The 12,455-nt window shown below is 36.1% G+C and carries 15 protein-coding genes; 14 read left to right on the top strand and 1 reads right to left on the bottom strand.

Going from position 1 to position 12,455, the window contains the following annotated elements:
- Positions 1 to 17: 17 nt before the first annotated feature.
- The 8 genes from LLS04_RS07240 (at position 18) to LLS04_RS07275 (ending at position 7,285) form a co-directional block, all read left to right on the top strand.
- Positions 18 to 872: a DegV family protein gene (locus LLS04_RS07240; RefSeq protein ID WP_254006444.1), complete on the top strand. Its 855-nt coding sequence runs from the start codon at positions 18 to 20 to the stop codon at positions 870 to 872.
- 150 nt (positions 873 to 1,022) lie between these two features.
- Entirely contained in the window at positions 1,023 to 1,922 is a 900-nt protein-coding gene (locus LLS04_RS07245; RefSeq protein WP_254006445.1) for a diacylglycerol/lipid kinase family protein, read from the top strand.
- Positions 1,915 to 2,166, top strand: a complete 252-nt coding sequence (locus LLS04_RS07250; RefSeq protein ID WP_254006446.1) for a penicillinase repressor — start codon at positions 1,915 to 1,917, stop codon at positions 2,164 to 2,166. The genes LLS04_RS07245 and LLS04_RS07250 overlap by 8 nt, the downstream gene beginning before the upstream one ends.
- 58 nt (positions 2,167 to 2,224) lie before the next feature.
- Positions 2,225 to 4,042: a GHKL domain-containing protein gene (locus tag LLS04_RS07255; protein WP_323611046.1), complete on the top strand. Its 1,818-nt coding sequence runs from the start codon at positions 2,225 to 2,227 to the stop codon at positions 4,040 to 4,042.
- Between the two features lies 1 nt (position 4,043).
- Positions 4,044 to 4,772: a LytR/AlgR family response regulator transcription factor gene (locus tag LLS04_RS07260; RefSeq protein WP_254006448.1), complete on the top strand. Its 729-nt coding sequence runs from the start codon at positions 4,044 to 4,046 to the stop codon at positions 4,770 to 4,772.
- 107 nt (positions 4,773 to 4,879) lie between these two features.
- On the top strand, positions 4,880 to 5,572 hold the full coding sequence (locus tag LLS04_RS07265) for an ABC transporter ATP-binding protein (RefSeq protein ID WP_254006449.1): 693 nt from the start codon (positions 4,880 to 4,882) through the stop codon (positions 5,570 to 5,572).
- A gap of 3 nt (positions 5,573 to 5,575) precedes the next feature.
- Positions 5,576 to 7,114, top strand: coding sequence for a putative ABC exporter domain-containing protein (locus LLS04_RS07270; RefSeq protein WP_323611047.1), 1,539 nt, complete (start codon positions 5,576 to 5,578; stop codon positions 7,112 to 7,114).
- Between the two features lie 12 nt (positions 7,115 to 7,126).
- Positions 7,127 to 7,285, top strand: coding sequence for a hypothetical protein (locus tag LLS04_RS07275; RefSeq protein ID WP_323611048.1), 159 nt, complete (start codon positions 7,127 to 7,129; stop codon positions 7,283 to 7,285).
- Between the two features lie 51 nt (positions 7,286 to 7,336).
- Here LLS04_RS07275 and LLS04_RS07280 read toward each other — a convergent pair whose 3' ends face one another.
- Positions 7,337 to 7,528: a helix-turn-helix transcriptional regulator gene (locus LLS04_RS07280; RefSeq protein WP_323611049.1), complete on the bottom strand. Its 192-nt coding sequence runs from the start codon at positions 7,526 to 7,528 to the stop codon at positions 7,337 to 7,339.
- A gap of 183 nt (positions 7,529 to 7,711) precedes the next feature.
- On the opposite strand from LLS04_RS07280, the gene LLS04_RS07285 reads away from it, so the two are divergent.
- The 6 genes from LLS04_RS07285 to LLS04_RS07310 all read left to right on the top strand — a co-directional run bounded on the left by LLS04_RS07285 (position 7,712) and on the right by LLS04_RS07310 (position 12,454).
- On the top strand, positions 7,712 to 8,041 hold the full coding sequence (locus LLS04_RS07285) for a hypothetical protein (RefSeq protein WP_323611050.1): 330 nt from the start codon (positions 7,712 to 7,714) through the stop codon (positions 8,039 to 8,041).
- Positions 8,042 to 8,146: 105 nt separating this feature from the next.
- Entirely contained in the window at positions 8,147 to 9,619 is a 1,473-nt protein-coding gene (locus LLS04_RS07290; RefSeq protein WP_323611052.1) for a DUF1538 domain-containing protein, read from the top strand.
- 3 nt (positions 9,620 to 9,622) lie between these two features.
- Positions 9,623 to 10,291: a P-II family nitrogen regulator gene (locus tag LLS04_RS07295; protein ID WP_323611053.1), complete on the top strand. Its 669-nt coding sequence runs from the start codon at positions 9,623 to 9,625 to the stop codon at positions 10,289 to 10,291.
- A 183-nt stretch (positions 10,292 to 10,474) separates the two neighbouring features.
- Positions 10,475 to 11,797, top strand: coding sequence for a PTS sugar transporter subunit IIC (locus tag LLS04_RS07300; protein ID WP_323611054.1), 1,323 nt, complete (start codon positions 10,475 to 10,477; stop codon positions 11,795 to 11,797).
- Between the two features lie 58 nt (positions 11,798 to 11,855).
- Complete coding sequence (locus LLS04_RS07305) at positions 11,856 to 12,005, top strand: hypothetical protein (protein WP_323611055.1); 150 nt, start codon at positions 11,856 to 11,858, stop codon at positions 12,003 to 12,005.
- A complete protein-coding gene (locus LLS04_RS07310) occupies positions 12,005 to 12,454 on the top strand; it encodes a DUF3284 domain-containing protein (RefSeq protein ID WP_323611056.1) in 450 nt (149 codons plus the stop codon). Before LLS04_RS07305 ends, LLS04_RS07310 begins: the two co-directional genes overlap by 1 nt.
- Position 12,455: the final 1 nt, after the last annotated feature.

The raw sequence follows: 12,455 nt of genomic DNA on the forward strand, positions 1-12,455 counted from the left end.
TATAACGGAGGGGTATTATGAAAAAAATAGCCATAATATGTGATTCATCGGTGTCATTTACTCAAGCTGAAATTGAAAAGTTTGGCGTCTATATTGCACCATTGACCATTATCCATAATAATACGGTATATATTGACCAAGTCACAATAACTGAAAATCAAGTAAATGATTTGTTACGTAATCATGAAGTTGTTAAGACGTCTCAACCCAACCTTGGGACGATTTACGAATTATTTGAAAAAGTTATGTCTGAAGGTTATGATCATATCTTTGCATTAAGCATCGGGACTGCTTTATCAGGAACTTACAGTTCAATGGAAATGGTGAAACAAGATCTCAAAATTGAGAACATGTCTGTAATCAATACCCATTCCATCACGGGCCCAGTTCAACAAGCTGTTGCTGCGATTCGTAAAATGAACGAAGCAGATTACAGTGTGGAACAGATTGAAGTTTATTTAGATCATTTTTTCTCTAATCAAATTTCATATATCTATCCTCAAACACTTGATCAAGTGATTGCAAGTGGTCGTGTTTCGAAGACTGCCGCAAAAGTGGCGAGTTTATTGAAAATTAAACCCGTCTTGTATTTGGAGAATAAAGGTCAGTCGATTGAAAAGTTAGGTGTTGCACGTTCTGAACGTAGAATTTTTTCATTACTTGTGAATGACTTAATACATCACGAAGTGAAACCGGAAACCCATGATATTTATCTTCTTCACAGTGAAGGATTGGACACATTAAAACGATTCCAAGATTTTCTAACGGAATCTTTAGGTCCTTTTACCATCAAAATAGTCAATCTACCAGCTGCTGTCGCAACACATGCAGGTATTGGTACACTTGCATTGCAATGGTGTTATAAAATATAAATTAAAGTTCCATCAAACCTTTAGCCATACCGCTAAGGTTTTTTTATGAATTGGATTTGAAATTGGCGAGTTTAAATTTGTCGTTAATTCGGTTTGATTATCCTTACAGTTGATATCATGTGGTATAATATTTACAAAAGAGGTGATGCTATGTATTTGTTTATTTATAATCCAAAAGCGGGGTTATCGCAACCAAACGAATTGAATGAATTCATTCATTGCTTAAATCAAAGTAAGATTCGTTTTGACTTATTTCTCACGGATCTTAATTATGGTCCTGTAGAAATTATGGATGAAGTTGATCACAACTATGAAGGTTATATTATTGCAGGTGGTGATGGTACGGTAAGCCAAATGGTTCAGGGATTATACAATCACAAAATACGTAAGCCGCTTATTATTTTACCTATTGGGACTGCGAATGAGATTGCGAAAAATTTAGGGAATGTCGCCCATATTACTGATATTTTAAGCAATCTTGAAAACTTAACTGAAAGACCAGTTGATCTGGGCGTTTTAAATGAAACGGATTGTTTTACCTTTGCACTCACGTTTGGAAACTTTACAGAGGTTACATATAAAACACCGCAGAACTTGAAAAATTGGTTGGGTTATCGCGCTTATTTAATTTATGGTTTTTTAACGTTTCGACGCATTCATGCATACGGTTTGAAAGTTCGAATTGATGACACGTCGTTTTCGGGTAGTTTTGTATTTGGAGGCATCACGAATTCGAAATCTGTAGGGGGCATCTTTCACTATGATGAAAATGAGATTGAATTATCAGATGGTCTTTTTGAGGTGATGTTGATACGGAAACCACGAAATGTTTCACAGATACGTCAAATTCTTAAAGGAATGATGAGTCGTGAATATGATAATGAAATGTTTGTGATCCGTCAGTGTACAGAAGTAGAGATTCAGTCGGATACGGTAATGTCCATGAATATTGATGGTGAGTTTGCAGGGGATATGAGTTCGTTTAAAGCAACGAATCATAAAGAGATTTTAAATCTTATGGATTATAAAGGTGTCACAACACATGATTAGCCAATTGGAACAATTTCGTTTGGATAAACTAACAGAGGCGATTGAGATTCAATCGATTTTAAGTCCGAAGCAAGCAAAAGCGCTTGCGGGTAGTTTGTATGATGAAATTGATTGGGATGATGTTCATGTTCGTTCAAAGAGTTTTCAACGTCTTGTGACACCTTTCCTTTATGAACGTAATGTATTGCGTTCTCAACATGAACGCAGCTGTTCCATCAAACGTGGGTTTAAGTTCAAACGATAACAGTCTAAATTTCATATTGTTATATATTAAAGTACAAAAATGTTAGTCAGGAGGTATCATGCCATATTTCTTAATGATTACAATCGTTGCGATTTCGATATCGTTTTTTTATGGACTATCTTGGTTTTTTCTAAATCGAGAAATGATTGTTTTAAGCCATCGTAAACAAACGTTATTTAAGTTCCTTGGAATTTTTATTCTTATTCAAGTTCTCAATAATTATATCTTAGAATTCACTCCTGGATTAGTATCGAGTCTTATGAACCGAAATCTATTGTATTTAGTGGAAGGTCCGGTATTTGCGATACAAGCTCTTGTTTTATCGATCATTCTGGCGCGTGATGCTCACATAAGCTACCTCCATGCTTTGTCTTCAAGTTTATTCAGTTACTTTATCACAGGAAGTCTATTTACCGTTGTGACTACGATTCTATATCAAATTTTGATAACATTTCCAAACTTGATTTCGTATACCGTTTTAGGTGGGTATGTACTCACCGCGTGTGTTGCCTTTCTAATCTCAATCCTATTTCGCATCTCAAATTTTAGTGATTATTTTTCAAAATTGTTTACTTCACGTCGAAAAGCCTTATTAGTAACCTTTGCGTTTTGGTGTATTAAGGATGTGTTTCGTATCATCTATGTTTATGGCACCAAAAGCTACAGCAACGCATCATTTGTTTTAGGTGTTATTGTTGTGTTTGAAGTAATTCTCATCATCTTAGTAATTTCCGTTTTAGAACATCAACGATTGATCTTACACACACAACGTGTTCATTACCTCCAACAAGTTCAACAGGCTCATTCCTTGGAACGATTAACTCAAGAAGTGCGGATGTTGCGACATGACTTTAAGAATTTGTTTTCTAGTATTTATCTTGCTTTTGATGAAGGGGATGAGACGGTTCAACGTATACTCGACCAAACCGAACGTTATATGGATCATGTTGACCATCCAGAACCCATTCAAATTACCCATACTCCAAATGATACTGGTTTTGTTGAGGTAATTCTCAACACGCTTTATGAACTGCGTTTGGGTTTGGGAATTTCAATGTTTCTTGTCATTGGTGGTATTGTGCTCTTGGAGGTTTCCGGGAAAAATTTAGGGATATATCAGTATCTTGAAGCCAATCGCATTCATCTGATTTTAGTTCTTTCCTGTTTAGCGATTGTGAGTGTTGTTTTTCTTTCGTTTGAATCGGTATCGAAACGTATTGATGCCACCAATTCTTATATTGCTGAGCAAAATTATTATCTTAATTCGCTTTTTAAGCTCCAAGAAGGCGTGAGACAAAGCCAAAAGATTTACCGTGATACGTTTAATCAACTTGCATATCAAATTGAAGCCAGTGGCTTGGATGGCGGTAGAGAGTACTTAAGAACCAATACATTGGCGATTGATCACCAACTTGAGAAGGAAGTAAAACAAACGGCTCAGCTTGCGAATATCGAAATCATGGAGATTAAGAGTTTGCTCCTAGGGAAATTCATCGAAATGCAGGGCAAAAAAATTGATTATGTCTTTGAATGTATGAATCCGATTCAGACAATCTCGATGCACTCTAATGATTTTATCCGGGCAATTGGTATTTTAACTGATAATGCGATTGAAGCTGTAGAAGGATATCCCACAGGTTACATTAACGTACTTCTTTATCAAGAAGATACATACCTTAAAGTTGTGGTAGAAAACACAATTCATGAACCCATTGCAATCAACAGAATCTTTAATCCTGATTACAGTTCAAAAGGGAGTGGAAGAGGTCTAGGTTTACAAAGTTATCGAAGTATTTTGAATAAATATCGTAATGCTGTAGGACATACCTCATGCACAAATGATAAATTTAAACAAGAACTCAGAGTGGAGAATTAAAATGATACCTGTATATATTTTAGAAGATGAAACAATAATTCGTGAACACATACAAGATGTAATTGATAAACATATTGTGATACAAAATTATGATATGAAGATTTTGTGCGCAACAGATAATCCGGAGTCTATATTAGAAATAGGTGCTTTGGAAAATGTTCGGGGTTTATATTTTCTTGATGTCGATTTAGGGCCCAATGCGATGAGTGGTTTTGAATTGGCTAAAATAATTCGAGAACGCGATCCTCGTGGCTATCTTGTCTTTATTACGACACATGATGAATTGTTGTTGGAAACATTTAGAATGCGTCTTGAAGCAATGGATTATATTCTCAAAGATGATATGAACCAAGTGGATGAGCGTATTCGACATTGTATTGATGAGACCATCGATCGTGTCATTAAGGAACAAATGGAAATTGGTGAATATTATACGGTTAAAATATTTGATGATCTTTATCATATTCCAGTCAGTGAGATCCTTTATTTTGAAACATCTCAAGAGAAACATCGAATCATTATTCATGCAGATCGTGATATTTTAGATTTTGTTGGAAATCTATCCAAAATTGATATCGATTTGGGTAAGACCTTTGTACGTGTGCACCGATCTTATGTTGTGAATGAAAAACGGATTAAACGAATTGACCGTGGCAAGTCCGAAATTGAACTGGATAACGGTGAAATTATTCCTATGTCTCGAAAGGGGCGTAAAACGCTAGAAGGCTAAAGCCTTCTTTTTTTTGTCATTAAGCCAAGAAATTGGGTCGTTTAGGTCGTTTAAAGAAGATTTCAAGTGATTCATGATAATCTTTAAATATTCAAAGGAGATTGAATATGATTAATGTTAAGAATATGACAAAGAAATACGGAAATAAAACAGCTGCAAATAATGTTTCGTTAATTGCAAATCCAGGGGAAATCACAGTTTTATTAGGTGAAAATGGAGCTGGAAAGTCCACAACCATCAAATCTATAATTGGTTTATTAGATTATGAAGGGGAGATTTCAATTTGTGGTTATGATAATCACAGTGTAGAAGCCAAAAAACGTTTTGGATATATACCCGAAGTACCGGTTCTTTACGATCTACTTACCGTACAAGAACATATTGATTTTATCGGTCATGCTTATGACGTTAAGAATTATGAAGTGCTTGCGACGGAATATTTAGATTTATTCCGACTTGATTCCAAACGGGATACGATTGCGAAAGAATTATCAAAAGGGATGCGTCAGAAACTCTCAATGATTCTTGCACTCATTACGGAACCTAAGGCGATTTTAGTCGATGAACCGATGATGGGACTTGATCCTCAAAGCATTGAAGATACTCTTAAACTACTTACAGACCTAAAAGATAAAGGTACCAGTGTTCTATTGAGTACTCATGTAATTGATATTGTCAGTGAAGTTTGGGATCGTGCTTATATTATGAAAAACGGTCACGTTATTTGTGAAGTGTTACGAAAAGATATTAAAGATAAGAGTCTTAAAGAGATTTATTTTGAAGTCGGTAAGGAGATATAGAAGATGGTAATACTGCTTAAACTATCATTACTAAAACGGTTTGCGAAAATAAGAAATATATTTAGTAAGCCTACTTCCGCACTTTTTACTTTAGGAGCAATTTTACTTTACGGTTCAATGTTTATCCCAATGTTTAGACATGAAGGGAAAGCAATTATGGCACCGGAACTCATGCAAGCATATATCATGATTGTTTTAGGGATTTCTGCCTTTTTCATGCTTTCTATGGTCCTCTCAAAACATCAAAGTCTCTTCTTTTTAGAAGATTCATACTTTATGTTTATTGGCCCTTTTAATCGAAAACAAATCTTAAGTCTTTTACCTTTTGAAAACATTTGGGGTAGTATGCTGTTGGCGTTGTTAGCGTCATTTCTAAGTGCGTTTCAGTTTAGTTTGCATTTTGTAATGCCAATTCAGCTTGTCTTGATCACATTTATTATGAATACACTCTTGATAAGTGCATTTTCATTGATTATGGAGTGGTTTTATCTCAAAGACATTATTCATAAAACTAAGAGTAAGGGACCACGCATTCTATTTGGGTTATTAATCGTGAGTGCCTTAATGATTCTCGGTGCTCAGTTTTATCAAAATGGTTTTGATGTTATGGCATCGTTAATGGCATTTGTAACCCACGATTCCTTTTTCTGGATTCCTTTATTTGGATGGGCAAAACTGGGTCTTGTTGGATTTGTAAGTCAAAACATAGTTCAAGTTTTACTGGGTTTTGGCTTAATGGTCTTATTCCATGTTATTGCAATCTATGTATTTGCGAATACAAAGGGAGACTTCTTCGAACAAGCAATGCTTGATGCTGAAGATTTTTCAGAATTCTATGCCCGTGCAAAATCAGGTAAGCAAGAAATCAATACAGATGATATCAAACAGGTTGAAGTAAAATATGGTATCGGTGCTCGTGCCATACATAATAAGAATGTACTCTTACTAAAAAAACAAAGACGCATGATCGGTCTAAAAGATGTTTTAATTTATATTATCTACCTTATTATGGGTTATTTTATGAAGATGCCGATTCAAGGATACATCATGTTTATTATTATTGCGTTATTTAATCAAGCAAATATTGATACATTAACGGATGATTTAAAACAATATCATTTGTACCTCATTCCAGATTCACCACTACGTAAACTATTTAATACAATTAAACTACCATTTCTTAAATCACTCGGGATTGCTTTATTCTTTACTTTAGTGTCTATTGGGATGGCTCGTGCAAATCTTGGCGAAGCGTTGGTAGCACTTGTATTCGTATCAAGTTATGTTGCTTTAATTAACGTATCATCAATTTTAACCATTCGCATAATGAAGTCTCGTCACAACCAAATCGTGGATATGCTTCTACGGATGATTCTATGTGTATTACCCATTGTAGTCGTATTTGCGACTGCCGGCCTTTTAAGTGTCGATATTGAAGCAAATGCAATGGCTCTAGGTTTAACTGTGAGTGCTCTTGCTTATGCAATTGCAGGGGCAGGATTTGTCTGGGTGGCGCCGATGCTCAGAGGAACTGAGTTTTAAGGAGGGGACAATATGAAACATGAAAAAAACGCATTAGCAACATGGATTCCAATTGGCGTTGGTGTTGGCTTGGTTATAGGGCTTATCTTCGATAAGCTCGTACTTGGATTGGGTTTAGGATGTAGTGTTGGAGTTTGTGTTGGAAGTTATTTAGATTCAATCGATGATTGAAAAGTATAAAAAAACAGGCATTTGCCTGTTAACTAATATATGATCCGGGGACTACTCATCAATAAAAACATCTTGTAAGTCAGTCTTGAGCGCTTTCGCAATATTGAAAGCAAGTTGTAAAGATGGCACATACTTATTGTGCTCTATAGCTAAAATCGTTTGCCGGGTTACCCCGGTTTGATCTGCAAGTTCTTGTTGTGTTAATTTTAATGCTTTACGTTTTTCTTTAATTGTATTTTTCATTTCATCGTACCTTTCCGATATGATGAGTTAATCTTAGTATCCCCTTAACCTATGATTAGTTGGTTATAGTATAGCAAAAAGTTCATTAATTGTGAGTAAAAGCTTAAAAAAACATTGTTTTTACTACTATTTGTTTTAAAAAAAGCACATATAGGATATGATATGAGAAAGAAGGTGATTATTATGGAACAAGTACTTGTAACGCTAATTATTATTCTGGTTGTACTTATTATTGGTTTAAGTATTGCACGGATTCAAGAACGCACTACAGAGTATGATGTATTTGAGGCTGAGCGAAAATCAAGACCTTATACGGAAGCAGAGGTACATCACCATGAGATGAAGTTTGGAACGAATGTCAAGCCGAATAATCCGGTTCGCGTAAGTGAAGCAACTGAAGAAGAAATTCGTCATCTCGTTTTATCAGGTAAAAAGATCTTAGCAATTAAAATGCTCGTTGAGAAAACTGGAATGTCTCTTTCAGATGCGAAGCACCGTATTGATCAATATTAATTCAAATCTAACTTCGGTTAGATTTTTTTTATGTGATATTACACATAAACCCATTATGAACGTACATTCATGTTATATTTAAAATAGTAAGTTAGGAGGGGTTATTTGAATATCTTATTAAGTAAATTTAAAGAGGTATCTTTTTCAGTATTGCCCATCACAGTTTTAGTACTCTTAATGCATATGTTTCTCGTACCACTTGAAACGGATGTATTGGTACGATTTCTCATTGGGGGAGTATTTGTAATCATCGGTTTGGGCATTTTTTTATTTGGTGCGGAACTGGGTATTGTACCAATCGGAACGCTTATGGGGAAATCGATTGCGCGAACGAATAAAGTGAGTATTGTTGCGGCACTAGGTCTAGTTCTTGGTTTTTTAATTACCTTTGCGGAGCCAGACTTACAAATTCTTGCGAATGAAGTAAATATGGCTTCTGGGGGTACCTTATCAGCAACATTAATTGTAGGTGTTGTTTCGGTTGGTGTAGGGATCATGGTCGCGATTGGTCTTTTAAGAATTTTGTTTAATAGACCTCTCAATAAACTTTTTGCAGTTACCTATTTTGGAATTATGGTTTTAGGTGTTTTTGTATCCGAAGAGTTTCTCGCAATTTCTGTCGATGCTTCGGGTGCTACAACCGGTGCAATGACAACACCGTTCATTCTTGCTTTAGGGTATGGGGTGTCTCAGCTTAAAGGTGGAAAGCATGCGGAAGAGGACAGTTTTGGGATGGTTGGACTGGCATCTGCAGGTCCGATATTTATGGTTATGATTTTAAGTTTAGTTAGAGGGCTTGGTGGTATTGAAGGAGAGAGTGCAGTGATTCTTGAATCACAAGGGATTCTCTTGCCTTTTATTCGGATATTGCCTACAATGTTGAAAGAGTCCTTGCTTTCACTGTTACCACTCACAATTTTGTTTATTGCCTTTGATATGTGGAAGTTCAAACTGACACGTTTTCGAAGAGATAAGATTTTTAAAGGACTGTTCTATACTTTCTTTGGTCTTTCCATTTTTATGACAGGCGTTCAAGCAGGATTTATGGATGCAGGTCGTATTTTAGGAGAAGGTGTTGCTTTGATCCCAAATCGCTCTCTGCTGTTAGTTGTAGGCTTTTTAATGGGTATGGTGGTTGTGTTGGCTGAACCGGCGGTATATGTACTGACCGAACAAGTTGAAGAAGTAACTTCAGGCCATATTAAGAAAAAATCAATTCTGGTTACACTATCAATAGGAATAGCGTTTGCAGTGATGTTGTCCATGCTACGCATTACATCAGAGCATTTAAAACTATGGCATTTACTGCTGCCGGGATTTATGTTGGCTACGGTTCTATCTTTCAAGGTTCCTAATATTTTTGTAGGAATTGCATATGATTCCGGTGGGGTAGCATCGGGCCCCATGACAGCAACCTTTGTATTAGCATTTGCTCAAGGTGCTGCATCAGCAATACCGACTGCGAATGTAATGACGGATGGTTTTGGTGTTATTGCGATGATTGCAATGATGCCAATTATTGCAATTCAAATTTTAGGATTCTTATATGCCTTAAAAACTAAAAAAAGAGGAGGTTAGAGGATGCCTTTCGAATTATCAAATCTTATAATGGTTTGCTCAATTGTTGAACGTGAACACGGTTCGCATATACTTTCAATTTCCCGACAAGTGGGTGCTACAGGTGGGACTGTTTTTCAAGGTAGAGGATGTGTAAGAGATCGCCTTCTTAATATGCTCGGTATTGAAGAACGTCGTAAGGAAGTATGTATTACAATTATGCCAGAGGTTTTTGAAACAGACTTCTACGAACGCATACAAAAACATACTCAATTTAAAAAACCTGATACAGGTGTAGTTTTTTCAGTTCCCTTAAAAGGAGTCTTAGGGATTCAAAAATTACCGGGTCATGTTAAAACGCTAAAGGAGGGTGAACGAAATATGGGTACAGATGCTATTTTTATTATTGTTGATGATGGTCTAGCGCAAGATGTCATGCATGTTGCAAAAAAACATGGAGCAACAGGTGGAACCATTATCCATGCACGTGGGTCTGGAACGCATGAACATGAAAAATTATTCAAAATGGACATTGAACCAGAGAAAGAGATTATCTTAATTTTATCGGAAATGGAACTGACATCGTCCATTGTCGAAGCACTTAATGCGACATTCGAAATTGATAAACCTGGACATGGTGTCATCTTCGTTATTGAAACATCACGAACATTGGGTCTTTTAGGTCAAGAATAACTTTAAACAGGTCTCATCAACCTGTTTTTTTTATGTTTTATTGTCCATTGGAATTCGTGTGATTTTTGTGAAACTCTTATGATAACGCTTGCATCTGGTGATGAGTATGTTATATTAAGATTAACTACATGGTATATACCACTAAAAATAACGGTATAATCCGTAGTAAAGGAGAAGATATATATGGAGAAATTAACTTCATGGATGGAAGAGCATTTCGTCCCAATTGCAATTAAAATTGGTTCGCAAAAGCATTTAGTTGCGATTCGTGACGCTTTTATCAGCATTATGCCGATTACAATGGCGGGTTCTGTTGCGGTTTTATTAAACGCACTTGTACGTGATTTACCTGCTAAGTTTGGGGCGGATGGTATTACCAATGCTTTCAGTTGGCTTATTGGTATTAATGGAAACATTTGGTTTGGTACGCTTGCGATTTTAGCTTTAGTGTTTGCATTTGCAATCGGTTTTCAATTATCAAAAGCTTATGATGTTGATCCATTAGCAGGTGGATTGATTTCACTTGCATCATTTATTGTTGTTACACCTCAAGTAGCGTCAATTGATGTTGCAGGCTTAGCAGAACCTGTTGTTGGATGGGGATTTATCGGAATTGGTTATATGGATGCGAAGGGTTTATTTACAGCTCTAATTGTGGGCTTCATTGCAACCATCATCTATGCAAAACTGATGAATAAAAACATTACAATTAAATTGCCAGATCAAGTTCCTCCCGCAGTATCCCGTGCATTCGCATCAATCATTCCAGGATGTGTTGCTTTATATACTGTAGGTACACTTGCATATCTTACATCTACGTTCTTTGATGCATCAGTTGGTGATTTAATCCTTAAGTATGTTCAGATGCCATTCCTCAATGTTTCTCAAGGACTTGGTTCTGTTATCTTCGTTACGATGTCTGTTTCGGTGTTCTGGTTCTTTGGTCTTCACGGTACCAACGTATTAGCGCCTGCACTTGATGGTGTTTATAAAGTTGCTTTAACAGCAAATACGAATGCTTATAATGCAGCGTTATCGGCTGAAAATTTACCTTATTTATGGACACGTGGATCATTTGATGCATTTGCATGGATGGGTGGAGCAGGATGTACACTCGGCCTCATTATCGCATTGCTTATTTTCTCAAAACGCGAAGAAAATCGTGCTGTTGCGAAATTGAGTGCTCCAATGGGACTGTTTAATATCAATGAACCTGTAATTTTCGGATTACCGATTGTTTTAAATCCAATTTATTTAATTCCTTGGATTTTAGTACCAACAATTCTCGTTACGATTGCATATCTTGCTACATCAGCAGGAATTGTACCACCAGTATTCCTTGAAGTACCATGGGTAATGCCACCCATCCTTTATGCTTGGATGGCGACAGGTTTCTCATTCTCAGCGGCCTTGCTTGCTTTGATTAATCTTGTCATTGGTACTGCAATTTGGGCGGTATTCGTTTTAGTTGCTAATAAAATTGATTATACTGAAACACAAGAATAATGGTATTGAAATATTAGGGGCATCCTTGCTCCTAATATTTGTTTTAGTGGAGGTAGTTATGAAACAGTGGCTTGTTTTTATTTTCGCATTTGGAACACTTTTGGTTCTATTATCAAGTACAGTAGATCAAGGTAGTGGGATTTTTCTTTTAGGAATCACACTCATCGTGCTTGCACTTGGTTTATTTTATCGAAAGGGGAGAGAATGATGGAAGTTTATCGAACGATCAGTGGAACACCGGATCAATGTTTTGATTTATTGATTGAATCGCTGTGCATGGATATCTTATCAAGTACCGGTCAATCAATAAATGAAGATGAAATCCGAGAAGGATTTCACTATGATAAACAGTTGAGAGGCCGTATGGGTAATTCTGGAATCGTTACTGTGACGATTTTAGAAATTAAACGACCCGAAGTGTATAAAGTGCGTTTTGAAAGTGCCCAAGGCATTAATATTCTTGAATATCATCTTGAAGCAATTGATAATTCAGAATTTCAATTAAAGTACATGGAATCATATCACTCGCATAAAAAACGAAAGATGTTGAATTTTAAACTGATGGAGCGATTTTATCGTAAAGGCAGTTTGAAACGTATTAACCTATTATTAGATCAAATTGAAGGTATTTTGCGAGAACGAACAACGAAAAAATAGA

Origin of the sequence: Erysipelothrix enhydrae, assembly GCF_035066605.1 — a bacterium.
Taxonomy (GTDB): Bacteria; Bacillota_I; Bacilli_A; order Erysipelotrichales; family Erysipelotrichaceae; genus Erysipelothrix; species Erysipelothrix amsterdamensis.